This is a genomic window from Alsobacter sp. SYSU BS001988 (assembly GCF_054796215.1).
In genome coordinates, this window is the sequence record NZ_JBTAMK010000029.1 from 1 (window position 1) to 22,456 (window position 22,456).

General features: G+C 66.2%; 20 protein-coding genes. 11 read left to right on the plus strand and 9 right to left on the minus strand.

The genetic code is table 11. From position 1 onward, the window contains the following. Positions 1 to 589 precede the first annotated feature (589 nt). From ACYVO7_RS25020 to ACYVO7_RS25050, 7 genes are all read left to right on the plus strand, one after another. Positions 590 to 1,537, plus strand: coding sequence for a glutathione S-transferase C-terminal domain-containing protein (locus ACYVO7_RS25020; RefSeq protein ID WP_460452479.1), 948 nt, complete (start codon positions 590 to 592; stop codon positions 1,535 to 1,537). Continuing rightward, entirely contained in the window at positions 1,534 to 2,862 is a 1,329-nt protein-coding gene (locus ACYVO7_RS25025) for an NAD(P)/FAD-dependent oxidoreductase (RefSeq protein ID WP_460452480.1), read from the plus strand. Before ACYVO7_RS25020 ends, ACYVO7_RS25025 begins: the two co-directional genes overlap by 4 nt. A gap of 42 nt (positions 2,863 to 2,904) precedes the next feature. Continuing rightward, positions 2,905 to 4,122 (plus strand): ABC transporter substrate-binding protein, encoded by a 1,218-nt coding sequence (locus tag ACYVO7_RS25030; RefSeq protein ID WP_460452481.1) that lies wholly within the window; start codon positions 2,905 to 2,907, stop codon positions 4,120 to 4,122. Between the two features lie 71 nt (positions 4,123 to 4,193). Beyond that, positions 4,194 to 4,400: a hypothetical protein gene (locus tag ACYVO7_RS25035; RefSeq protein WP_460452482.1), complete on the plus strand. Its 207-nt coding sequence runs from the start codon at positions 4,194 to 4,196 to the stop codon at positions 4,398 to 4,400. Then, positions 4,397 to 5,836, plus strand: coding sequence for an amidase (locus ACYVO7_RS25040; RefSeq protein ID WP_460452483.1), 1,440 nt, complete (start codon positions 4,397 to 4,399; stop codon positions 5,834 to 5,836). Before ACYVO7_RS25035 ends, ACYVO7_RS25040 begins: the two co-directional genes overlap by 4 nt. A gap of 99 nt (positions 5,837 to 5,935) precedes the next feature. Next, positions 5,936 to 6,733: an amidohydrolase family protein gene (locus ACYVO7_RS25045; protein ID WP_460452484.1), complete on the plus strand. Its 798-nt coding sequence runs from the start codon at positions 5,936 to 5,938 to the stop codon at positions 6,731 to 6,733. Between the two features lie 34 nt (positions 6,734 to 6,767). After that, positions 6,768 to 7,163 (plus strand): RidA family protein, encoded by a 396-nt coding sequence (locus ACYVO7_RS25050; RefSeq protein WP_460452485.1) that lies wholly within the window; start codon positions 6,768 to 6,770, stop codon positions 7,161 to 7,163. A gap of 12 nt (positions 7,164 to 7,175) precedes the next feature. On the opposite strand, the gene ACYVO7_RS25055 is transcribed toward ACYVO7_RS25050, so the two are convergent. Genes ACYVO7_RS25055 through ACYVO7_RS25065 form a run of 3 tightly spaced genes read right to left on the minus strand, consistent with a single transcriptional unit; the run spans position 7,176 to position 10,500 of the window. Then, entirely contained in the window at positions 7,176 to 8,375 is a 1,200-nt protein-coding gene (locus tag ACYVO7_RS25055; protein ID WP_460452486.1) for a carbohydrate ABC transporter permease, read from the minus strand. Beyond that, the gene (locus tag ACYVO7_RS25060; protein WP_460452487.1) at positions 8,375 to 9,403 is read right to left on the minus strand and encodes a carbohydrate ABC transporter permease; all 1,029 of its coding nucleotides are present in this window, start codon (positions 9,401 to 9,403) and stop codon (positions 8,375 to 8,377) included. The genes ACYVO7_RS25055 and ACYVO7_RS25060 overlap by 1 nt, the downstream gene beginning before the upstream one ends. Beyond that, positions 9,400 to 10,500 (minus strand): ABC transporter ATP-binding protein, encoded by a 1,101-nt coding sequence (locus ACYVO7_RS25065; RefSeq protein WP_460452488.1) that lies wholly within the window; start codon positions 10,498 to 10,500, stop codon positions 9,400 to 9,402. The genes ACYVO7_RS25060 and ACYVO7_RS25065 overlap by 4 nt, the downstream gene beginning before the upstream one ends. 275 nt (positions 10,501 to 10,775) lie before the next feature. Here ACYVO7_RS25065 and ACYVO7_RS25070 point away from each other — a divergent pair, with 275 nt between their 5' ends. Further along, positions 10,776 to 11,978 carry an acetylornithine transaminase gene (locus ACYVO7_RS25070; RefSeq protein ID WP_460452489.1) on the plus strand — a complete coding sequence of 401 codons (1,203 nt, stop codon included), beginning with the start codon at positions 10,776 to 10,778 and terminating at the stop codon, positions 11,976 to 11,978. Positions 11,979 to 11,988: 10 nt separating this feature from the next. Here the strand turns inward: ACYVO7_RS25070 and ACYVO7_RS25075 are convergent, their stop codons facing one another. After that, positions 11,989 to 12,699: a FadR/GntR family transcriptional regulator gene (locus tag ACYVO7_RS25075; protein WP_460452490.1), complete on the minus strand. Its 711-nt coding sequence runs from the start codon at positions 12,697 to 12,699 to the stop codon at positions 11,989 to 11,991. A gap of 304 nt (positions 12,700 to 13,003) precedes the next feature. On the opposite strand from ACYVO7_RS25075, the gene ACYVO7_RS25080 reads away from it, so the two are divergent. Together ACYVO7_RS25080 and ACYVO7_RS25085 are read left to right on the plus strand one after the other, a co-directional pair. After that, entirely contained in the window at positions 13,004 to 14,083 is a 1,080-nt protein-coding gene (locus ACYVO7_RS25080; RefSeq protein ID WP_460452491.1) for an ABC transporter substrate-binding protein, read from the plus strand. A 44-nt stretch (positions 14,084 to 14,127) separates the two neighbouring features. Continuing rightward, entirely contained in the window at positions 14,128 to 15,441 is a 1,314-nt protein-coding gene (locus ACYVO7_RS25085) for an NAD(P)/FAD-dependent oxidoreductase (RefSeq protein ID WP_460452492.1), read from the plus strand. Positions 15,442 to 15,461: 20 nt separating this feature from the next. Here ACYVO7_RS25085 and ACYVO7_RS25090 read toward each other — a convergent pair whose 3' ends face one another. The 5 genes from ACYVO7_RS25090 to ACYVO7_RS25110 form a co-directional block, all read right to left on the minus strand. Next, positions 15,462 to 16,259: an ABC transporter permease gene (locus ACYVO7_RS25090; RefSeq protein WP_460452493.1), complete on the minus strand. Its 798-nt coding sequence runs from the start codon at positions 16,257 to 16,259 to the stop codon at positions 15,462 to 15,464. Beyond that, on the minus strand, positions 16,252 to 17,190 hold the full coding sequence (locus ACYVO7_RS25095; protein ID WP_460452494.1) for an ABC transporter permease: 939 nt from the start codon (positions 17,188 to 17,190) through the stop codon (positions 16,252 to 16,254). Before ACYVO7_RS25095 ends, ACYVO7_RS25090 begins: the two co-directional genes overlap by 8 nt. Beyond that, the gene (locus ACYVO7_RS25100) at positions 17,148 to 18,278 is read right to left on the minus strand and encodes an ABC transporter ATP-binding protein (RefSeq protein WP_460452495.1); all 1,131 of its coding nucleotides are present in this window, start codon (positions 18,276 to 18,278) and stop codon (positions 17,148 to 17,150) included. The genes ACYVO7_RS25095 and ACYVO7_RS25100 overlap by 43 nt, the downstream gene beginning before the upstream one ends. A gap of 128 nt (positions 18,279 to 18,406) precedes the next feature. Beyond that, the gene (locus ACYVO7_RS25105; RefSeq protein WP_460452496.1) at positions 18,407 to 20,053 is read right to left on the minus strand and encodes a GMC family oxidoreductase; all 1,647 of its coding nucleotides are present in this window, start codon (positions 20,051 to 20,053) and stop codon (positions 18,407 to 18,409) included. Next, positions 20,050 to 20,850, minus strand: a complete 801-nt coding sequence (locus ACYVO7_RS25110; protein ID WP_460452497.1) for a shikimate dehydrogenase family protein — start codon at positions 20,848 to 20,850, stop codon at positions 20,050 to 20,052. The genes ACYVO7_RS25105 and ACYVO7_RS25110 overlap by 4 nt, the downstream gene beginning before the upstream one ends. Positions 20,851 to 20,952: 102 nt before the next feature. On the opposite strand from ACYVO7_RS25110, the gene hisD reads away from it, so the two are divergent. Further along, complete coding sequence (hisD, locus tag ACYVO7_RS25115; protein WP_460452498.1) at positions 20,953 to 22,260, plus strand: histidinol dehydrogenase; 1,308 nt, start codon at positions 20,953 to 20,955, stop codon at positions 22,258 to 22,260. The last annotated feature ends 196 nt before the right edge of the window (positions 22,261 to 22,456 follow it).

The window sequence follows — 22,456 nt, forward strand, 5'->3', positions numbered from 1 at the left end:
TATCGCGTTGGCCCTGTCCCGGAACGCAAAAACTCCCCGGCGCTGGGGGGCGTCGGGGAGTTTTGGGAGGGTTGGTTGCGGGGACGCGCAACCACCGAAAGTTGAGCCTTGTCTGCGCTGTCTAGGAACCCAAGCTCAGCTTCTCGTAAGAAGGCCGACGTTCAGCGGTTCGCCGAGCTCGGGCCAACTCCCTCGTACACGGCGTCTGTCCGAGCCTCCGGCGACGCTCTTCCTCCGCCGGCGAGGGCCACTGCACGAGTATCCGTTCACTTTGATCAATGGCTCGACAAGTCGCTCAGTCCCAGGCCGGCAGCCTAGCCCGGAGATCATCTGAGCCGGTTGGCGCTACTGCGTTTGACTGCGCCGGACACAACAACCGGATGGGACGACCCTATCACTGGAACACCGGATTGGTCCCAATCTCGCCAGCGCCGCGACGGCTGGTCGGACCCGCGATTCCCGCGCGCTCGCGTCGAACAATGGTTGCACACTCTGTATTGACACGCGTGCAAGAGCTGCCATGTTGCCTGACAACTTTTTTACAATTGTTCGTTCCGCTGTGGCGAGGGAAAGACGAGGTATCCCGAGTATGGGTTTCCTGCGGCGAGGCGTTTGGCACGGGGGTGATCACGATCAGATCGGTGCGCAAGGTTGGGAACCGCGCCGGGAGCAGTTCGACGGCTACGTGCGCGCGCACCCCGACAACGTCCGTGGCGATCTTCCGGCCGAAGCCGACCGATACCACCTAATCGTCTGCCCCGGTTGTCCACTGTCCCACCGCATCCGCATCGTCCATAGCCTCAAGCAATTGGCCGACGTGGTGTCGCTGTCATGCGTGCGCCCCGTGATGGGCCCGAACGGTCGCGAGTTCGGCACAGCCCGGGACGCCGCGCCCGACGAGGTCACCGGCGCGTCGTTCCTGCACGAGCTGTATCGCGAGACGGACCCGGACCATTCGGGACGGGACTCCACCCCTGTTCTCTGGGACAGGAAGACGCGCAGAATCGTCTCAAACACCTATCGTGACATCCTCACGATGCTGAACCGCGAGTTCGACGGCTTCACGCCATCGCGGATCGATATCCAGCCTCCTCACCTGCGCGGGGAGATTGACGCGGAGCTGTCCCGTCTTGGCTCCGGCATTCTGGGCGTGGTCTACCGCACGGGCTTCTCGCGCGATCAGTCCGACTACGAGCGGCATGCCACGCTTCTGGGCGCGACCATCCGGGCCCTGGCTGGGCGGCTCGAGGACAAGACCTTTCTGCTCGGCGACACGCTCACCGAGCCCGACATCGCGCTGTTTGTCTGCCTGGTCCGGTATGACGCCATCTATGTCCCGCTGTTCCGCTGCACGGCCGAGCGCATCGAGGATCACCCCGCGCTCACGCGCTACATCCGGCGCGTCCTCTCGATCCCGGGCGTGAGCGAGACGTTCGATCTCGGTGAAACGATGACCCACTACTTTGTCTCCCACGCGCACATCAACCCGACCAAGATCGTGCCTTTGCCTCCGCGGCTGTCCTGGTGGCCGGCATGACCGAACGGCGGGGATTTGACTGCGTCGTAATCGGCGCCGGGATAGCCGGCGTCTGTGCGGCGCTGAACCTGCAGCGCCAGGGCGCCAAGGTGGCGATCGTCGACGCAGAGCGGCCGGGCTCCGGAGCGTCGTCCGGCAACGCCGGAATTATCGCCAACACCAACCTGCGGCCGGTGTTCGCCGGTCTCACGCCCGTGACGCTGCTGCAAATGCTGCGCAGCCCGACTTCGCCGCTGAACGTTCGCTGGTCCCGCATCCTGGGCCTGACGCCCTGGTTCTTGCGCATGCTGCGGCACGCTGGGCCTGCCGAGGTCGAGCGCATCACCCGCGCCTTGGCGAGCCTCTGCCATCCCGGCGCGGAGCTCTATGATCCCATCGTCGAGGAAGCCGGGGCCAAGGCGCTCGTCCAGGCGCGCGGCTCCCTTGCGCTGGTGCGCGCCGAAGCCGCGATGGACGCTCATTGGGACAAGGGGCTGGCGTTTCTCCGACAGCTGAATGTGCCGATGGAGAAGGTGGATCGGCACCGCATCGCCGATCTCGCCCCGTCCGTAAACCCCGCCTACACGCACGGCGTGTTCTCGCCGGCTTACCGCCACACGCTCGATCCCCAACTGTTCGTGCAGAGCCTGTTCGATCTGTTTCTGGCCAGGGGCGGAACCGCGATCGAGGCGAAGGCGGGCGCGGTGACCGCCACAAATGGTCGCGTCGCCGGCGTCAGTACGCCAAGAGGCCCAATCGAGGGCGACGTGGTGGTGATTGCGGCAGGCTCCCATTCGGCGAGCTTCGCCCGCGCGGCGGGAGAGCCTGTGCCGCATCAGGCCGTGGGCGGATATCACGCCATGCTGCGCAATCCGGGCGTCGCGTTGGAAACGCCCCTGCTGCCGCTGGATTTCCGCGTCGCCATCACCCCCATGGGAGACAGCATCAGGGTGGCGGGCACCTACGAGTTCGGCGGCGAGGGTCTGCCCTTCGACCACAGCCGCATCGACGGCATGCTGGCGCATATCGGCGCCGTTCTGCCGGGCATCCGCGTCGAGCCAATGACCGTGTGGCGCGGGTTCCGCTCCTACCTGCCTGACGGGCTGCCGATCATCAGCCAGTCAAGCGTTTTGAACGGCCTCTTCTACTCCTTTGGCTTCTCGTCCTCCGGAATGATCAACGGTTCCGCCGCCGGCAAGGCCGTTGCGGACCTGGTCCAGGGCGCGACGCCATCGATCGATCCCGAGACCTTTTCGATCCGCCGCTTTCTGCCGCGCGGCGGCGGGCGCCCGGCCTCGTCCCCGGCGACTTTGGACGTCTACGAGAGCAACACGCCAACCCGTTAAGCACCGCCTGATCGACGCAACGGTCCCCAGAGGAGAACGAGCATGTCCAAACCGCTTTCCGCCGCGCTGATCGCCCTGATGATGTCGGGCTCATCGGCCTTTGCGTCCTGCGCATTCAAGAACGAAGTGCCGGTCAAAGCCTATTTCGCGGCATTCCCGGCCTGGAAGATCATCGCCGAGGCCATGAAGGAATGCGGCAACGTCTCGGCGGAGCTCGATCAGGAAATTCGCACCAAGGGACCGGCCGCCTTCGCCGCAAACCCCGCCCTGTACCATGTCGGTTACGTGCACAACGGCACCATCGTGCCGCTCCTCACGCAAGGCACGATCCGGCCGCTGGACAGCCTCGTTGCGAAGTATGGCCAGCACCTTCGCCCAAACCAGATCATCCAGATCGACGGCAAGGTCATGGCCATCGCCCTGATGGTTAACACGCAGTACCTGCAGTACCGGAAGGACATTTTCGACAAGCTGAACATCACGGTTCCGGACACGTACGACGATGTCTTGGCGGCTGCGAAGACGATCAAGGAGTCGGGGCTGGTCCAATACCCGCTTGGCGGGACCATGAAGGCCGACTGGAACATCGGGATCGAATTCAACAACATCTATGCCGGCTACGGCGGCAAACTCGTGAACGCGGATAATTCGCCGGCGCTGAATTCCGAAGCCGGCGTCAAGACGCTCGAGATGCTGAAGAAGCTCAGCGAATATATGAGCCCCGAATACCTCACGGCCGACGCCACCTTCGTCCAGCAGCAGTTCCAGCAGGAAAAGATCGCGATGGCCGTTTTCTGGGCGACGCGCGCGGCCGCTCTGGAGAACCCCAAGGAAAGCCGGGTCGCCGGCAAGATGGCGACCGCCGCCGCCCCGCGCGCCGTGAAGGGCGGCATCCCGGCGGTGACGTATTCGTGGGATGCGATCGCGATCGCCAAGAACGCGACCGACGCCGAAGCCGAGGCGGCCTTCAGAGTGGCGCTCGAAGGAGCGGACGCCGAGACGGTGGCGAAGAACAACGACGCGGCTGTCTGGCTGGTCGACGGCTACAAGCCCGGTCCCTCCGCCAAGGGCGCGGTCGAAACGTTGGAGAACGGGGCGCAACCCGCTCCCTCCACGGTGTGGCGCGGGCTGATCGACACCGCGATCTCCAGCAACGTCGCTGACTACCTGCTCGGAAAGCGCACGGCCGAGCAGACGCTCGCCAAGATGGAGGCGGACTACCTGGTTGCGGCCAAGGAGGCGGGCCTCCTCAAGCGTTGAGTTGGCGGGAGCTGGCCGCTGACGCCGGCCGGCTCCGCTCGCCACGTTTCAGGACCTCGGCGGATGCGATCATGAAGACGACCGGCACATCCCCCACGCAGGACGACGACGCTCTCCTGCGCGCGGAGCTTTTGGCCGCTTTTGCGCGGGAGGGGATCGCCTATCCGCCGGACCGGTTGGAGGAAGCAGTGGCCGAGTACCTGCAGCTGAAGCGTCTGTTGGCCGTGGTGGCGACGGCGGGCGTCCCACCCGAACCGCAGGCCGACACCTCGCGATGACCGATCCGATGCGCGCCTCCCCTGCGCCCTCCGTCGCCGACGCCGCGCGGGCGCTCCGCTCCGGCGAGGTTACGTCGGTGGACCTGACTCACGCGACGCTCGCCCGCATCGCCGCGTTTGACGACCAGGTGCATGCGTTCGTGCAAGTCGACCGCGAGGGCGCGCTCCTGCAGGCCGAAGCCGCGGATGACCTGTTTCGCCGCGGGATCGACCGTGGCCCGCTGCAAGGCGTCCCTTATGCGCTGAAGGACATCTGCGACGCCGCCGGGCTGCCGACCACATGCCAATCCCGGCTGCGCCTGGACCATGTCGCGGAGCGCGACTCGGCCGTCGTGTCCCGGTTGCGGGACGCCGGCGCTGTTCTGGTCGGGAAGCTCTCCACCTTCGAGTTCGCGCTCGGGGGACCGAGCTTCGACCTGCCGTTCCCTCCGACGCGCAATCCGTGGGACCTCTCCCGCACGGCAGGGGGCTCGTCGTCGGGATCCGGCGCTGCGGTTGCGGCCGGTTTCGTGGCCCTCACGGTTGGGACATGCACGACGGGCTCGATCCGCGGTCCCGCCGCATGGTGCGGCGCGGTCGGGCTGAAGCCGACCTTCGGGCGCGTCTCCCGCCGCGGAATCTTTCCTCTGGCGCCCAGCCTGGACCATTGCGGCCCCATCACGCGAACGGTCCACGACTGCGCCGCGATGCTCTCCGCCATGGCGGGCCATGATCCGGAAGATCCGGCCAGCCTGGAAGAGCCCGTCCCTGACTACATGGTCGGCCTAGAGGACGGTGTCGCTGGTCGGCGGGTCGGCGTCCCCGAAGCTTTTTTCGCCACGTCGCCCCTGCTGACCGACGCCGCTCGAAGCGGGATCGAACAGGCGATCGCCTGGCTGCACCAGGGGGGAGCCGTGATCGAGACCGTCGACCTCCCCGACTACGGCCTGTTCGTCGCGTGCGGACGCGTGTTGATGACCGCCGAAGCCTTCGCCATTCATCGCACCGACTTACGGGAACGGCTGGCCGACTACGGCTCGATCACCGCACGGCGCTTCGCCGTGGGCGCCGCGATCGGGGCGGCCGACTACATCGCCGCCCTGGATCTCCAGAAGGCCCTGTCCCGCGCCGTGGACCAGGCACTGCAGCGTGTTGACGTGCTGCTCACCGCCATATCGCTGGCGCCGGCCCCCCTGCTTTCCACCGCGACGACTCCCGTCGTCTGGCCGCTGCAGGCGAGCACCTTCAATGTTTCGGGGCATCCCGCCATCAGCGTACCAATTGGGCTCGACGCGACCCGCTTCCCGCTGGCGGTCCAGATCGTTGGCCGCCGTCTGGACGAGGCGACGATCTTGCGGGCGGCCCGGACTCTGGAACGCCTGTCAGGCTGGGCGGCTGAGCCGCTGCCGCCGCTGGCCGATCCCGCCCGAAAAACCACCGCCTGCTCACTCCGCTGAACCGGCGATCGACCGCAGGAACCATCGTTCATGAACGCAAGCCAATCCGCTCTCCCCGCCCCGAAGCTGAAAGCTCCCCCGGGCGCCTGCGACTGCCACATGCACATCTTCGATCCCCGCTTTCCTCCGCGGGCAGGCACCCCCTACGAGCCCCCGGTCGCGACCGTGCCAGATTACATGACCGCCATCCGCGAGCGGCTCGGGCTGTCCCGCGCGGTCGTGATCCAGTCGATCACGCACGGCACGGACAACACCAACCTGGTCACCGCGCTTGAAGCCTTTGCGGGCTCTGCGCGCGGCGTTGCGGTGATCGACGTCGACACGCCGGCCGATGAGCTTCGCCGTCTCTCGTCGCATGGCGTACGCGGGATCCGGTTCGAGATGGCGAACGGGGTATTGCCGTGGGAAGCCCTCGAGACCGTCGCGGAGGCCATTGCGCCCTTCGGCTGGCACATCGACCTGCAGACCGACGGCCGCGACCTTCCCACGCTCGTGGATCGCCTGCTGGATCTGCCCTGCCCGGTGGTGCTCGACCACTACGGCAAGTTCATCGACGCGCTGCCGGTCGAGCATCCCGCCGTGCAGGCTGCGCTGCGGCTGTTGGCGAGCGGCTCGGGCTGGGTCAAGCTCACCGCGCCCTATGCCGGCCGGCATCGTCGCCCGGAGCCCTGGCCCGAACTCGTTCCACTGGCGAAAGCCTTCCTGGACACCGCACCCGACCGGGTGGTGTGGGGCAGCGAATGGCCTCAGTCCATGCTGCCGGTCTTCAAGCAGCCGATCCCGGACCACGCGCTTTTGCTGGATCTTCTGCTCGACTACACGCGCGACGAGGCCCTGCTTCACCGCATTCTCGTCGACAATCCTGCCGCGCTTTACGATTTTCCGGTGCAGCCCTGAAGCGACGCCCGACTAGCACGTGAAGGAAACGACCGTGATCACGCACCATCTGAAGTCGGGCGACGCCCAGTCGAAGTCCCGTGTCCGCTCGGCCACCGCCGCCGTGATCGGCGAGACCGCGTACATGACCGTGATACCGCCTCTGCCGATCGACCCCGCAGCGTCGGCGGCCGATCAGGCGCGGCAGATCTTTGCGTCCATGGAGGAGCGGCTCGCCCGCATCGGGTCCGACAAAACCAAGATTGCCCACATAACGATCTGGCTCGCCGACCTCGCCTACTTCGACGAGGTCACGGCGGTCTGGAACGAGTGGGTGGATCCCAACCACCCGCCCGTGCGCGCCTGCGGCCAGGTCGCGCTCGCCAACGCGGCGCTCAAGGTCGAGATGATCGTGGTCGCCTGGGCGCCGGCCGGCGGCAAGCCGGCCTGACGCTACGCCGGATCATCCCTTCACGGCGCCTTGCGTGAGGCCGCCCACGAGGTGGCGCTGGAAGACCAGAACAAGCACGAACAGCGGCGCGGTGATCGACACCGCCGCCGCAATCGCCTGCAACTGATCGGCGGCGGTGTTGTCGCTCGCCAGGAACTGGCTGATCATCGGCACCATGGTGAGGGACTGCGCGTCCAGCAGCAGGCCGGTGACCAGGTAATCGTTGTAGGCCAGCAGAAACGAGAACAGCCCGGTGGTGATCACCCCCGGCCACATCACCGGGATGATCACGCGCCAGAACGCCTCGAAGTGCGAGCATCCGTCCACGCGGGCCGCCTCGTCCAGCTCGGCCGGAATGTTGGCAAAGAACGAGCGCAGCATCCAGATTGTGAAAGGCTGGTTGATCGCCACCAGCGCGGCGATCACCGCCCAGGGCTTGCCGTAAAGCGTGGGCGCCTGATCCGAGAACAGCCGCATCACGGGGCCGGTGAAATCGTTGGCCCAAAGCGGCGCAAGGATGTCGCGCGAGTTGATGAAAGCCGGCAGGTACCCGGCGACCAGGACCGAATGGGGCATGGCGCGGAACACGAGAGCGACCAGCAGCAGCCAGAACGCGTAGTTGGTCTTGGTTCTGGCCAGCGCATAGCCGGCCAGCGTTCCGACCGTCAGCGACACGGTGACGACGCCGCCCGTGACGATCATCGAGTTGATGAACTGACGATAGAAAGCGTGGTCGACCCAGACGGCGCGATAGCTTTCGGCCGTGAAGCCGATCAAGGGCCGTCCCAGGACGCCTAGGCCGGGAACCGCCGTCACCAGGCCGTCGACAGCGCGCAGCGCGAGCGGAAACCACCACAACAGCAGCAGGGCCAGCACCACCCCCACGGCGGCGATGAGCCAGGCGGCGAGCCGGCTGGTCTCCGGCCGCAGCGCCCAGCTCTTGATCGCGCGGAACGCCAGGACCATGACGGCTGCCAAGGCGGCGAGCAGCGCGCCGCCGAGGATGGAGAGACCTCCTTCGTTGAGGCGCGTGCTCTCTCCCAGAATGACGTGCCAGGGATTCGATGAAAAAGCGTCCAGCGGCTCCTTGAACGACATCGCGGCTGTCCAGAACAGCGGAAACGCGGCGATCACGAGCCATAGAGCGAGTCCAAAGCCGGACACGATCTTGAGGCCGAGAGGCTGCTGCATCACGCGGGCGGTGGTCGTCATCAGGCGGCCCTCCGGTGGTCGCGCCAGGTGCGCATCAACAGCGGGGCGAGGATGAACGCGACGCCGATGATGGTCAGCATCGCGGAGGCCGACGCCCTCGAAATCGAGCGGTTCCCCGCCTGGTCAGGGCTCAGATAATTGAAAGTGAGCCATTGGAGCGAGATGCGGTGCGCCTGGCTGGAGAAGCCGATGACCTCTTCGAACACCCGATAAGCGTCCATCAGGTGGATGAGGGACACGAAGATGATTAGCGGCGCGAGGTGCGGGATCACGACGTAGCGCAGGCGTTCCAGCCGGGAGGCGCCATCCACGACGGCTGAGTCCATGGTGTCCTGGTCGACGCTCTGCAGCCCTGCGTAGAACACCACGAAGGCGAAGGGCACGACGTGCCAGACCCGGTAGAACAACATCAGCAGCTCGATCGTCCAGCCATGCGCAAACATCGAGATCTGATGGCCGGCCAGATACGAGAGCGCGGCCGTCAGGATGCCGTCGCCGGTGAACAGCCAGCGGATCGAGAGGGCCCCGATCACGGGCGTGATGATGTAGGGCAGCAGCGACACGAAAATGATTGGTCCGCGCAGCGACCGGACAGTGGTGTTGACCATCAGGGCGATCAGCAGGCCAAAGCCGATCACGAACGGCAAAGTCACGATGGTGAAGGTCAGCGTGAAGCGCAGCGCCTTGTAGAAGTCCAGGTCGAGAATGTGGGAGATGCCGGCCCACCCGCGCCCAAGGGACTCCCGGACGACCTCAGGCTGGAGAACGAGCCTGTAGCTTTCCAGCCCGACGAAGCTGGTCTGTGTCAGCGGCTTCCCGGTCTCATCCAGAACCGCCTCGGAGCGCGTTTCCTGCTTGCAGATCTGGCGCGTGAAGCCGGGCGTGCAGGTCTCCACCGTAACCTCGCGGAACACGCGCTGGGTGTTGTGGAAGCTCTGCCAGAACACGCTGACGAGCGGCAGCGCGATGAAGATGACCATCATCAGCATCGAGGGGGCCGCGAAGGCCAGGAAGGTGCGCTTTTTCACCGGGAGGGCGCTCCGGCCGCGCCGCGTCGCTGCGCGCCTCCGCCAGCCACGACGACGCGCTCGCCGTTGTCCGGGCGAAACAGGTGGCACTGGGCGGGCGACAGGGAAAATCCGATCGGTTGGCCGATTTGCGCCCGGAACCCCTTGTTCGCCTTCACGGCCAGGAAGCTTTCGCCCGCCCGCACCGTCACAAGCGTGGCGTCCCCGAGAAGTTCGATGCTGTAGATGGGCGCCCGGATTTCTCCGCCCGCGGCCGGCGCGATGTTGGCGTCCTCGGCGCGGAACCCGAGGGTCACGGGCCCCGATACGCCCTCGAAGCCCGCAATGCGCGTGTTGACGCCGTTGAACGTCCCGCCCGCGATCTCGCCGCCGATCAGGTTCATGGCCGGCGACCCGATGAAACCCGCCACAAAGGTGTTCGCCGGGTAGTCGTAGATCTCCGTGGGCGTCCCGAGCTGCTGGATAGACCCCTTGTTCATCACCACGACGCGATCGGCGAGCGTCATGGCCTCGATCTGGTCATGTGTGACGTAAACCGTCGTGACCCCGATCTCGTGATGGAGATGCTTGATCTGCGCCCGGGTGGATACGCGCAGCTTGGCGTCGAGGTTCGACAGCGGTTCGTCCATCAGGAAGATGGCGGGCTGCCGCACGATCGCCCGGGCCAGTGCGACGCGCTGCCGCTGGCCGCCGGACAATTCGCGGGGACGCCGCTGAAGGAGGTCGCCGAGCTCCACCATTGCGGCCGCCCGTCGCACCCGCTCGTCATGCGTGTTGGGCGGCGCTTTCCGGACTTTTAGAGGAAACCGGATATTCTCGTACACGGAGAGGTTTGGGTAGAGGCCATAGTTCTGGAACACCATGGCGACGTCCCTCTCCTTGGGCTCCAGGTCGTTCACGACCCTGTCGCCGATCGTGATCGTGCCGCTGGTGGGATCCTCGAGACCTGCGATCATCCGCATCGTGGTGGTCTTGCCGCAGCCGGACGGGCCGAGGAAGACCACGAGCTCACGGTCGGCGATGTCGAGACTGATCTCGTTCACGCCAACAAACGAACCCCAGGCTTTCGTGACCTTCACGAGCGATACGTTCGCCATGCCGGCGCAATTCCTTCCCCAAAGCCCAGAATGTCCCGCCACCATGATGGTGGGAGCCGCGGCGGGCAAACGGCAACGTGCAGCCCCGGCGGGTTTGCACCCTAAAAAAGTTCTCAGGTTGCTAGACAAATTATGACAGTTCCGCCACGGGTGCAAGCGGTTGTGGTCACCTCGGATGCTCTTGGAGCGCGTTGTAGCCGCCCTGTGAGGAAACAGTTTGCGCCGGCCGCCGTCCGCCTATAATTGTCAGGCAACCTGATAACTGTGTGGCCAGCATGACACCGCATCTGATGAAGGCTTTCACGCGCGCCGATTTGGAGGTCGAGCGTGGAGAAGGCTGCTACCTCTTCGATAGACAGGGGCGGCGCTATCTGGATTTCCTGAGCGGCGTCGCGGTCAACGCCTTTGGCCACTGCCATCCGGTCCTGGTCGAAGCTCTCCGGGAGCAGGCCGGCAAGCTCTGGCATGCCTCCAACTTGCTTCGTGTCCCCGAGCAGGAGCGTCTCGCCGACCGGCTGTGCGAGGCGAGCTTCGCGGATGCGGCCTTCTTCACCAATTCGGGAAGCGAGGCGATCGACTTTGCGCTCAAGCTGGTCCGCCGCTATTTCCGCCATCAGCAAGGCTCGCCGCGCTGGCGCGTGATCTCCTTCGCCGACGCGTTCCATGGCCGCTCGATGGCGGCGATAGCAGCCGGAGGCCAGCCCAAGCTTACCCAGGGCTTCGAGCCCGTGGTGGGCGGCTTTGATCTCGTTCCATTTGGCGACATGGCCGCCTTGTCGGCCGCGATCGGGCCGGAGACGGCCGCGATCCTTCTCGAGCCGGTCCAGGGCGAAGGCGGCATTCGCCCCTTCTCAGCCGAGATACTGCTGGACATCCGCGCACTTTGTGACCGCCATGGCCTCTTGCTGGTCCTAGACGAGGTCCAGACCGGCTTTGGGCGCACCGGCAGGCTGTTCTCGCACGAGCACTCGGGCGTCACGCCAGACATCCTGGCGGCCGCGAAGGGGATCGGCGCCGGCTATCCGATCGGGGCGGTGCTCGCCACCACGGCGGTGGCCGATCTCGTCACCCCCGGCAGCCACGGTTCGACGCTGGGCGGGGCGCCTCTGGCCAGCGCCGTCGGCAACGCCGTGATGGACCTGCTGCTCGAGGGCGACTTGCTGGACCGTGAAGGCGCGCCCGGTCACGTCACCCGCATGGGGCAGATGCTGCGAGCCGAGCTCGGCAAGCTCGTCGCGGAATTCGACGACGTTCTTCTCGACGTGCGCGGCCAGGGGCTCCTTGTGGGGCTCGGCTGCCGGATGGAGAACCGCCGTGTGATGACGGCGCTGCGCGACAGGGGGCTGCTCACGGCTCCTGCGGGGCACAACGTCATCCGGCTTCTCCCGCCGCTGATCGTCGAGCAGAGCCATATCGGCGAAGCGGCCGCCATGGTCGAGGCGGCCTGCCGGGACCTGCGCGCCGCAGGATCAGCCTGACCCGACGGCGTTAGCCCTCAGGGCCGATGCGAGCCTGGCTCAGCCGCTTGATGGCGTTCTGAAGATGCGTCGCGGCGGCGGTGCGGGCGGCGTCCGCATCCTTCTGCTTGATGGCATTGAGGATCGCCCTGTGCTCATCCTGAACCAGGCGGGTCAGGCTCCTGCGCGCCGAATTCGATCGCGCGACCCCGATGAATCCACGCACCCGGGTGTCGAGGAAATCGAACATGTCCCGGAAAACGGGATTGGCCGTCGCCTCCACGATAGCCCGATGAAACGCAATATCCTCGTCGACGCCCGAGCGATCCTCCGTGATGGCCCGTTCCATGGCGTCGAACTGGACCGTGATGGCCGCAAGTTGCGCCCGCGTCCGTCGGGTCGCCGCAAGCGCTGAAGCCGCGGATTCGAAGGCAACGAGCAGTTCGACCACATTCTGGATCTCGCTGGCATCCCGCAGGTCGACGCTCGGCAGCCTGAACACCGGGATGCTGCCTTCGGCCACGAAGGCGCCCGACCCCTGGCGGGAGCGAACCAGTCCATCCTGCTTGAGGCGCCCCAGCGCTTCGCGAATGATCGCGCGGCTGACCCCGTAGGTCTCGGACAACTCGCGCTCGGTCGGAAGCTTCTGGCCTGCCTTGAACTTGTCCTCGCCAATCTCGCGCCGAAGTCTGTTGGCGACGGTGTCGGCCAGCGACGGCGATCGGACCAAGGTTTCACTCATAAAATGGGTTCTTCCAGTCTGAAATCGAGAGCGCCCATCGACGCGCCGGGCCTACGCTCACCAACGCACCTTGCCCTTGATGTAGGCTTGCCGAGCGTCAACCGTCCAGCGTCTTCGCGATCGCGAGGCCAGGAGCACACGCAACGCTGGCCACGCCCGACAACCGGGGCCGCACACCTCCCGGTTGCACGGTTTCAAGTCAAGCTGCCGGGTTGCGCTCATGATAAGGGTGCGATACTTGTCTGGCAACCTGCTAACTTCAATCGGGCGCTCTGGCTGGAGCGCCTCAACGGAGAGGTGAGCCATGAGGATCGACCGTCGCCAAATCATGTTGGCAGGGATGGGGACCATTGCGGCAGGCGCGCTTGGCGCAAAGCCGTCCGCAGCGCAAACCGCCGGAAAGCTGGAGGACACCCTCGTCATCAGGACGACGGGCGGGGTCTTTGAAGAGTCTTTGCGGAAAAACTTCTTCGATCCCTTCACCAAGGCGACGGGCGTCAAGGTCGTTCCGGTCGCGGCCTCCTACGGCGACATGATGGCCAAGGCCACCGCCATGGAAGCGGCGGGCCGGGTGGAATGGGACATCATCTCTCCGCAGTATTACGAGCTCGGAAAGCTAACCAATCTGGCGGCCGACCTTGGCGACTGCAGCGCCATGCCAAACGTCGCCTCCCAGGGGATCGCGAAGACCTGCGGGCGCTACGGCGTGCTCTATCTAACGGGCGGACAGGTGCTCGCCTTTGATCCGCAGACGTTTAAGGATCGAAAGCCCAAAGACTGGGCCGACTTCTGGGACGTCAAGACGTTCCCGGGTCCGCGCGCGCTGCCCAACACGGGCAGCCCATGGGCCACCCTGATCGCGGCGTTGATCGCCGACGGCGTGCCCGCCGACAAGCTTTTCCCGCTCGATCTCGACCGGGCCTTCGCCAAGCTCGACAAGATCAAGCCCAACGTCGCGGTCTGGTGGAAAACCGGGGCTCAGAGCCAGCAGGTGATGCGCCAGGGCGACGCCGTCATGAGCCTCATGTGGAGCGGAACGGCCTACGCCACCAAAAAGGACGGCGTGCCGCTCGAATGGACCTGGGCCAACGCCGTGGCGGACTTCGGCGCCTGGGTCATTCTGAAAGGCGCGCCGCATCCCAACGCGGCCAGGGCCTTCATCGACTTCTACATGGGTAACCCAGACAACCACGCGGCCTTCTCGCGCGCGATGGGCTATTCCACCCCCAACAAGAACGGGCAGGCTCTGCTCTCCGACGCCGAAAAGGCGGAGCTGGGCGCCAAGCCCGAGATTCTCGAGCAGATCATCATTCCGGACGCGGATTGGCTTGAGAAGAACCGGTCCATGGCGCTCGAGCGCTGGAACCGCTGGATCTCGGCCTGACGAGCTCCAGTGAGGCCTGCCTGTCGCACCTGCGAGCTGTACCGATGATCCAGAGCCAGCATCCTGACTGGAAGAACCTTCCCTTCTGGTGGGAGGACGCGCCCCTCGAACCTGCGCCGGCGGACCTTCCCGCGAAGGTTGACGTCGCAATCGTCGGGAGCGGCTACTGCGGTCTCCATGCCGCCCGGGTGCTGGCCGAAGCGGGGCTGAGCGTGGCGGTGCTCGAGGCCGGGGATCCCGGCTGGGGCGCCAGCACGCGCAACCACGGCATGTTGAGCGGCGGGCTGAAAGTGCCCGCCGATCTCGACGCTCGCCTGGGCAAGGAGTGGGCCGACGCGGTGAGGGCCACGGCGTTCGAGTCCTTCGAATACATGAAGCGCCTCATCATCGACCGGGCGCTGGACGTCGACTACCAGCCGACCGGGCGCTTCATCGGGGCGCACGCGCCGAAAGCCTACCGGGCGCTGGAGACCCGGGCCGAGTATCTGCGCGACGCCTATGGGTACGATGTGCACATGGTGCCGCGCGACCAGCAACGCACCGAGATCGGCAGCGACTTCTACTACGGCGGCTACGTGATCGAGCAGGTCAGCGGCATGCAGCCGGCGAAGCTGCATCGCGCGGTACGCGGTCTGGCCGAAGCCGCGGGCGCGACGCTGCACGGAAAAGCCGAGGTGCTCTCGATCGACGGGCGGGCCGGGCGGTTTACCGTCAAGACCAAGCACGGCGACGTGGAGGCGGATCGGGTCCTGCTCGCCACGAACGCTTACACGAGCGCATTCAACGGCGCGGTTTTCCCCTATGTCCGCCGTCGCCTCGTGCCGGTGACGGCCTACATGGCGGCGACCGAGGAGCTTCCGCCGGACCTCGCCCGCTCCTTGCTGCCCACCAACCGCATGTCCGGCGACACGAAGCGCTCGCTCTATGCGTTTCGGCTCTCGCCCGATGGCCGCCGGATAATCTTCGCCGGGCGGGCCAAGTTCCGCGACATCAGCGAGGCGGAAGCAACCCCGATCCTGCACCGGTTCATGTGCAACGTCTGGCCCGAACTGGCCGGCTATCAGGTCACCCATTGCTGGAAGGGGCTGGTGGCCTTCACGTTCGACGCCGTTCCGCATCTGGGCGAGCACGACGATGTTCTGTACGTCGCGGGCTGCCAGGGCAATGGCGTGGCCATCATGTCGTATCTCGGGTACCAGGCCGCCCAGAAGATCCTGAGCGGCAGCGCCCGCCAATGCGGTCACGATGGTATCCCCTTTCCGACCAGGCCGACCTACACAGGCCATCCCTGGTTCCTGCCCGGGGTCGGCGCCTACTACAAGGCTCGCGATGCGCTGGACCGGTATCGGGCGGCGTGAAGTGCTCGTGAGCCAGCACCCTAGCGGGACGGCGTCGCCTCGCCGCGCCTGACCAGCGTGCCGCCCCACATCAGCAGGATGGTGGCGAACACGAAGAGCGTCGACGCTGCGGCGATCACGGGCGACAGGTTGAACTCGATGTCTTCCATCATCTTGCGGGTGATGGTCTTGTGCTGCACGCCCGAGATGAAGAACGACACCACGGTCTCGTCGAACGACGCCAGGAAGGCGAAGATCGATCCGGCCGCCAGTGCGGGCGTGATCAGCGGCAAGGTGATGAGCCGGAAGCACGCGAGCCGGGACGCCCCGAGATTGAGGGCCGCCATTTCGTAGGACGACGGCACGCGCTGTAGGGCCGCGGTGACTACCAGAAGCACGTAGGGCACCGCCAGCGCCGTGTGGACCAGCACGAAGGCGAGGCGCGTTCCGATCAGCCCCAGCGGTGCGAGCTGGAAGTAGACGGCGATCGCCACCACCACGTGAGGCACGATCAGCGGAGCCAGCATCAGCGCCGTCAGCACGTCCTGGCCGGGAACGCGTCCGCGCACCAGCGCCATCGCCGCCATGGCCCCGATCACCGCGCTCGCGACCGTCGTCATGGCGGCGATCTGAAGCGAGAACAGCGTGGCGTCGATCCAGCCGGAATTGCCGAAATAGGCTTGATACCAGCGCGTCGAGAACCCCGCCGGTGGAAACCGAAGGAAGTTCGTCGGGCTGAACGACATCGGGACGATCAGCAGCGTCGGCAGGATCAGGAACACCAGGACGAGGCAGCCCACAAGCAGGAGCGGCCAAGATGGGCCGTGGCGGCTAGTCATGAGCGATCACCCGGTCGAGCTTGAGCAAGCGCCGGAACGCGATCGTGATCCCCAGCGACAACACGAGGAGCACGAACGACAACGCGCCGGCGAACGGCCAGTCGAGCAACTCCAGAGCCTGCTGACCAATCAGGGTCGCGATCATCAGCGTCCGCGGCCCGCCGAGGAGCGCGGGTGTGACGTAGAAGCCCAGCGCCATCACGAAGACGATCAGGCAGCCGGCGAATACGCCGGGCAGGCTGAGCGGCAGGGTCACGCTCCAGAACACGCGCCACTGGCTGGCCCCCAGGTTGAGAGCGGCGCGGGGGAGATCGTCCGGAATGCTCTTCAGCGCAGTCGCAACCGGGAGCACCATGAAAGGCAGGAGCACGTGCGTCATCGCGAGCAGCACGGCGCCGTTGGTGTAGAGCATGCGCAGCGGCGCATCGACGATCCCCACCGAGATCAACGAGCCGTTGATGAGGCCATTGCGCTCCAGCAGGATGATCCACGCGTAGGAGCGGATCAGGACGGAGGTCCAGAGCGGAACCAGGACGCACACGGTCGCCAGCCGGGCGAACCAGCCACCCCGCCGCGCCATCAGAAGGGCAACCGGGTATCCGAGAACAAGCGCCAGGACCGTGCAGGACGCCGCGATCCAAATCGTCCGGATGAACACCTGCACGTAGAGCGGGTCGTTGAAAATGCGCCAGTACCGCGCAACCCCGAACGTGGGCTCCGTGAAGCTCGTGAGGATCAGCCGCCCGATAGGCAGGAAGAACGCCCAGCCGAGCAGCACGATCAATGGCGTCAGCAGAAGCAGGGAAGCGCCCGTCGAGAGCTCGCCGCGCTTGCGCTGCGAGCCCCCGGAGGGGGGCGCCGCGCCATAATGCGCGGTGTCGGCCGCACTCATGACGCGGCCGGGAACGCGATGGCGGCTTCGTTGCGCCACGTCGCTGTGACGAGCTGGCCGGGCGCGAGGTCAGGCGCCAGCGCGGGGTTCAGGGCGGCGACCAGCGCGCCGCCTCCCTCGAGGGCCAGGTGGTAGTGCAACGTCGCGCCGTTGAAAACGCTGTGCAGAACCGTTGCCTGCACATGCGACAGTCCCGCTTCCGGCGCGGACGCGGTCGCCATCTGCAGGCGCAGAGCCTCCGGCCGTACCGCGACACGCACCGGCTCTCCCACGCGGGGCGCCGCTTGTCCGCCCGGCAGGCGGGCCATCGCGGTTCCGGACGGGGCAGACGCACGGCAGACGCCTTGCTCCACGCCCTCGACGGTGGCGTCGATGAAGTTCATTTCGCCGAGAAAATCGGCGACAAACGGATTGGCCGGATCGTCGTAGAGGTCGCGAGGAGCCCCGAGCTGGCTCAGCCGCCCCTGGCTCATCACGGCGACGCGATCCGACATGGTCAGCGCTTCTTCCTGGTCATGCGTGACGTAGATGAACGTGGCCCCGAGCCGACGCTGCAGCTGCTTCAACTCGATCTGCATGTGCTGCCGCAGCTTCTTGTCGAGCGCTCCCAGCGGCTCATCCATCAGGATCACCGGGGGATCGAAGACGATCGCGCGCGCCAGCGCGACACGCTGCTGCTGTCCTCCGGACAGGGCGGCCGGACGGCGGTCGCCGTAGCCGGCGAGCTGAACCATATCCAGCGCGCGTGAGACCAGGCGCTGTTGCTCGCCCTTGCCAATCTGGCGCATTCGCAACGGGAAAGCGATGTTTTCGGCGACCGTCATGTGCGGGAACAGGGCGTAACGCTGGAACACCATCGCGATGGCGCGCTTGTTCGGCGCCACATGGGTCACGTCGCGCCCGGCGACCGCGATCGTGCCCGCGTCCGGCTCCTCGAAGCCGGCCAGCATCATCAGCAGCGTGGTTTTCCCCGAGCCAGACGGACCGAGCAACGACACGAACTCGCCGGCCCCGACCGTCAGCGAAACGTCGGCCACGGCCTGGACGCTGCCGTAGCTGCGGCTGACCCGGTCGATCCGAACCTCGACGCCGAGGCGTCCTGGCGCTTGCTCGTCTCCGTTTGTCATCGGCTCAACGGTTCCCCCCGGCTCGAGAGCGGTAATTGCGTGCCTTCGCCACCATGGCGCCGACCTCCCGCCCCGGCCACGATGCACGGACCGGGCCGATAGGTGCGGTTATCAGGTTGCCTGACAAGTTACCGAGGCGGCGTTGCGCTGGCAAGTCCGGCCCGCGCGCTTGCGCCCTGCTGCGCATCCTGCAGGATCAGGTCCGCGGCTTTCTCGGCGATCATCAGCACGGCGGCCTGCGTATTGCCGGAGATGATCGTCGGCATCACGGAAGCGTCCACCACCCGCAGCCCGCCGAGCTTGCGCAGCCTGAGCGCCGGGTCCACGACAGCGTCGTCGTCGGTCCCCATCCGGCAAGTGCCCGCCGCGTGATAGATCGTCTGCCCGTTCGAGCGTGCGAATTCGAGCCAGTCCGCGTCGCTCTGGCACTCGGGACCCGGGTTCATCTCCCGTCCGCGATAATCCGCGAGGGCGGGTTGCCCGACGATGTCGCGGGCGAGCCGCATTCCCGCAACCATGCACTCCCGGTCGACCTGGGTGGCCAGGAAGTTCGGCCGGATCGAGGGCGGCACGCGAGGATCCGGCGAACGGACATGGATCGTCCCCCGCGACTCCGGCCTCAACTGGGTCACGCCGATCGTCATGCCGGGCTGGCGATCCAGCTTGCGCTCGGCCGCGTTCGCGTAGCTCGCGTGCATGAAAAAGTATTGCACGTCCGGCCCGCTGAGCTCCGGTCGCGTTTGCACGAAGCCGTAGGCCAGCCCGGTGCCGAGGGTCAGGATGCCCTTGCGGGTCAGCAGGTACTGCGCCACGGCGAGGCCCAGGCGCGGCCCTCTGGTCAACTCGTTGAGCGTGACGGGCAGGCGCACCCGCCAGTTCATCCGTGTGCAGAAATGGTCCGCGTAGTTCTTGCCGACCCCGGGCAGCGCAACGCGCGGGACGATGCCGACCGCCGCGAGCACGGCGGGGTCGCCGATGCCCGAGCATTCCAGCAACTGCGGCGATTGGATCGCCCCTGCGCATAGGACGACCTCGCGGCGCGCCGTGGCGGTCTGCGCCTTGCCGCCGGCGAGATAGCGCACGCCGGCCACGCGCTCCTGCTCGATCATGAGCTGTGTCACGGATGCCCCCGTGCGGACCTCGAGATTGGGCCGTCGGCGTGCCGGTCGCAGATACGCCATCTCGGCCGAGACGCGGCGTCCCCCGCGCTGGTTAACCTGATAATAGCCGAAACCGTCCTGACGGGAGCCGTTGTAATCGGCGTTGCGCTCGTAGCCGAGTTGCCCCGCCGCCGCGATGAACGCGTCCGCTATCGCGGGGTGCTCGGCGACCTCTGTCACCGGCACCGGGCCACTATCGCCGCGCAAGTCACTGGCCTGCCCGGAGAACGCCTCGACCTTGCGGAAATACGGCAGCACGTCTTCGAAGCTCCAGCCACGACAGCCCTGCTGGGCCCAGCCGTCGAAATCGCCCGGTTGGCCGCGGACATAGATCATCCCGTTGATGAGCGTCGAGCCGCCCAGCCCGCGTCCCCGCGGTATTGCGATGACTCGGTTGTTCGTGGCCGCTTCGGGCTCGGTCGAGAACCGCCAGTTGTAGTTCTCATCAACCAGCATCTTGCTGAAGCCGGCCGGAACCGAAATCCAGACGCTGCGCGGCTCTCCGCCGGCTTCGAGGAGGAGCACCGTGTGGCGCCCGCTGGCCGACAGCCGGTTCGCAAGCACGCATCCGGCCGTTCCGCCGCCCACGATGATGAAGTCGAATTCATCGTTCATCGCGCCCACTCACCCGTCATGTGGGCGATCATCGCCACAGCTTGCGCGTCGAGCATATGGCGCCCAAGGTGGATGCGGCTGCCTTTGGCCTGTGCGGCGCGCAGCAACGGTGTGATCTCCGGCTCCATAATTACCTCGGCGACGATCTGCTCAGGCCGCAGTTCGTCTTCGGGGACCGGAGATCCATCCCCCGGCCGCAGTCCGACCGACGTGGCGTTGACGACGATGTCGGCCTCGGCCGCACGCCCGTCGGAGGTAGGGCGGCATTCGGGATGATGCCGAGCCAGCCGGGCCAGCAACTCATCGCGCCTGGCGGCGCTTCTGTTCGCGATCACCAGCCGAGACACGCCGCTCTCTGCCAACGCGAAAGCAATGGCCGCCGCCGCCCCGCCCGCCCCAACAAGATGCACGGCCTTGTCGGCCGGTTCGATGCCCTGCCCGCGGAGGCCGTCGACGAACCCAATCCCGTCGAGCATCGCGCCGTAGAGCCGCCCGTCCGGCTCTCGGCGAATGCAGTTGACCGCTCCGATCCGCTCAGCCTGGGGGCTGACCTCATCGCAGAGCGCCAGCGCGGACGTCTTGTGCGGAACCGTAACGATCCACCCTTCGAGGTTACGAAGACGACGCATGGCCGAGAAAAAGGTCCCGAGATCCGCGGTCCGGACATGCAGCGGCACCAGGATTCCGTCCAAGCCCTTTTCGTCGAACCGGGCATTGATGATCTCGGGTGTTTTCACATGAGCGACCGGGTCCGCGACGATTGCGAAGAGCCGAGTCGTCCCTTTGACCTGCAGCATTCGAGAGCCTCTGGACATCCGCGCACTGCTTTACGATAAAGCAGGTTGCCTGACAAATATGAGCTGAGGCGGACCTGCCTCCCTGTGCAAAGGAATCCTTCCATGACGTCCCAGCTTCTCCCGCCCGTGTCTGGCGTCCGCTACGTTAAGGCTCCCCAAGCCAGTGTGGCCGCGGGCGCTGCGTCGATCGGGCAGGTCGTGGCGGACATTCTGCGCGAAGTTCGCGCGGGCGGTGACGACGCGGTCAGGAGATATTCCTTGAAATTCGACCGAGCCGAAGTGGGAGCGCTGGAGATCACGCTGGCGGAACGCGAGGCGGCTCTCGCCTCGCTGGATCCGCAGACCCGCGCCGACACCGAATTTGCGATCGCCCGGGTCCGGGATTTCGCCGAAGCCCAATTGGCGACCATTCTCCCGCTAGAGGTCGAGCCGCTCCCTGGCCTGCATCTCGGTCATCGGGTCATCCCGATCCAGCGCGTTGGATGCTATGTTCCCGGCGGGCGTTACCCGCTGCTCTCGGCGCCGGTGATGACGATCGTGCCCGCCAAGGTCGCGGGCTGCGACGAGGTGATCGCGTGCCTCCCGCCAACGGCGCATCCCGCGATGATCGCGGGTTGCCACTTGTCGGGCGCGGACCGCATCTTCCGCATCGGCGGCGCACAGGCGATCGCCGCGATGGCCTATGGCACGCAGTCGGTGCCCAGGGTGGACAAGATTTTTGGGCCGGGCAACGCCTACGTGAACGAAGCCAAGCGCCAGGTTTTTGGACCGGTTGGCATAGACCAACTGGCCGGCCCGAGCGAAATCTTCGTGGTCGCGGACGAGACCGGAGACGCCGCCACTCTTGCGACAGACCTGCTCGCCCAGGCTGAGCATGATGTCCACACCCGGGTCGGCCTGATCACGACTGATCTTTCGCTGGCGCAGGCGACGCTCGCCGAAGTCGAGCGCCAGCTTTCCGATCTGTCAACCGCCGGGGTGGCGGGCGTTTCCTGGCGCGACGCCGGCGAAATCGTTGTCTGCGAGGATGAGGCGGCGATGGTCGCCTATTCCGATCATGTCGCAGCGGAGCATCTTCAGGTGCACACCGCCGATCCTCACGTCATCGCCGCCAAGCTGCGCAACTACGGCTCGCTATTCATCGGCAAGTTTGCCAGCGTCGTTTATTCTGACAAATGCTGCGGCACTAATCACACGCTGCCGACCGGAGGAGCAGGCCGCTATACCGGAGGGCTCTGGGTAGGGTCTTACGTCAAGATTTGCACGCACCAATGGCTGGACGAGCGCGGCGTCGGCGCTGTCGCTCCCCCGGCCGTGCGCCAAAGCGCCAGCGAAGGCCTTGAGGGGCATCGCCGTGCGGCAGCGCTCCGTCTGGAATGGTTGCAGCGGCCTGTGCCCGGACAAGGATGATCGTTTCGCAGACAGGACAAACGCCTGCTTCGGGCCGATGCCGTTGAAAAAGTTGGCGTTGCTGCGGGGGTGAAGTCCTGATTCAGTCGTCCTGGATGGGGGCGACGCGATGATGGGCGAACGGACGGTGGCTCAAGAAGCACTGTTCTACGAGTTCAGCCTGGAGCGTCATGTTCCGGCCGATCATCTCGTCCGC

What these genes read in the sequence shown, in the direction of transcription:
- ACYVO7_RS25020 (WP_460452479.1), top strand. Translation starts at nt 590, where the DNA reads ATGGGTTTCCTGCGGCGAGGCGTTTGGCACGGGGGTGATCACGATCAG.
- ACYVO7_RS25055 (WP_460452486.1), bottom strand. Translation starts at nt 8,375, where the DNA reads ATGACGACCACCGCCCGCGTGATGCAGCAGCCTCTCGGCCTCAAGATC.
- ACYVO7_RS25080 (WP_460452491.1), top strand. Translation starts at nt 13,004, where the DNA reads ATGAGGATCGACCGTCGCCAAATCATGTTGGCAGGGATGGGGACCATT.
- ACYVO7_RS25085 (WP_460452492.1), top strand. Translation starts at nt 14,128, where the DNA reads ATGATCCAGAGCCAGCATCCTGACTGGAAGAACCTTCCCTTCTGGTGG.
- ACYVO7_RS25110 (WP_460452497.1), bottom strand. Translation starts at nt 20,850, where the DNA reads ATGCTGCAGGTCAAAGGGACGACTCGGCTCTTCGCAATCGTCGCGGAC.
- ACYVO7_RS25065 (WP_460452488.1), bottom strand. Translation starts at nt 10,500, where the DNA reads ATGGCGAACGTATCGCTCGTGAAGGTCACGAAAGCCTGGGGTTCGTTT.
- ACYVO7_RS25090 (WP_460452493.1), bottom strand. Translation starts at nt 16,259, where the DNA reads ATGACTAGCCGCCACGGCCCATCTTGGCCGCTCCTGCTTGTGGGCTGC.
- ACYVO7_RS25045 (WP_460452484.1), top strand. Translation starts at nt 5,936, where the DNA reads ATGCACATCTTCGATCCCCGCTTTCCTCCGCGGGCAGGCACCCCCTAC.
- ACYVO7_RS25070 (WP_460452489.1), top strand. Translation starts at nt 10,776, where the DNA reads ATGACACCGCATCTGATGAAGGCTTTCACGCGCGCCGATTTGGAGGTC.
- ACYVO7_RS25100 (WP_460452495.1), bottom strand. Translation starts at nt 18,278, where the DNA reads ATGACAAACGGAGACGAGCAAGCGCCAGGACGCCTCGGCGTCGAGGTT.
- ACYVO7_RS25035 (WP_460452482.1), top strand. Translation starts at nt 4,194, where the DNA reads ATGAAGACGACCGGCACATCCCCCACGCAGGACGACGACGCTCTCCTG.
- ACYVO7_RS25040 (WP_460452483.1), top strand. Translation starts at nt 4,397, where the DNA reads ATGACCGATCCGATGCGCGCCTCCCCTGCGCCCTCCGTCGCCGACGCC.
- hisD (WP_460452498.1), top strand. Translation starts at nt 20,953, where the DNA reads ATGACGTCCCAGCTTCTCCCGCCCGTGTCTGGCGTCCGCTACGTTAAG.
- ACYVO7_RS25030 (WP_460452481.1), top strand. Translation starts at nt 2,905, where the DNA reads ATGTCCAAACCGCTTTCCGCCGCGCTGATCGCCCTGATGATGTCGGGC.
- ACYVO7_RS25075 (WP_460452490.1), bottom strand. Translation starts at nt 12,699, where the DNA reads ATGAGTGAAACCTTGGTCCGATCGCCGTCGCTGGCCGACACCGTCGCC.
- ACYVO7_RS25105 (WP_460452496.1), bottom strand. Translation starts at nt 20,053, where the DNA reads ATGAACGATGAATTCGACTTCATCATCGTGGGCGGCGGAACGGCCGGA.
- ACYVO7_RS25025 (WP_460452480.1), top strand. Translation starts at nt 1,534, where the DNA reads ATGACCGAACGGCGGGGATTTGACTGCGTCGTAATCGGCGCCGGGATA.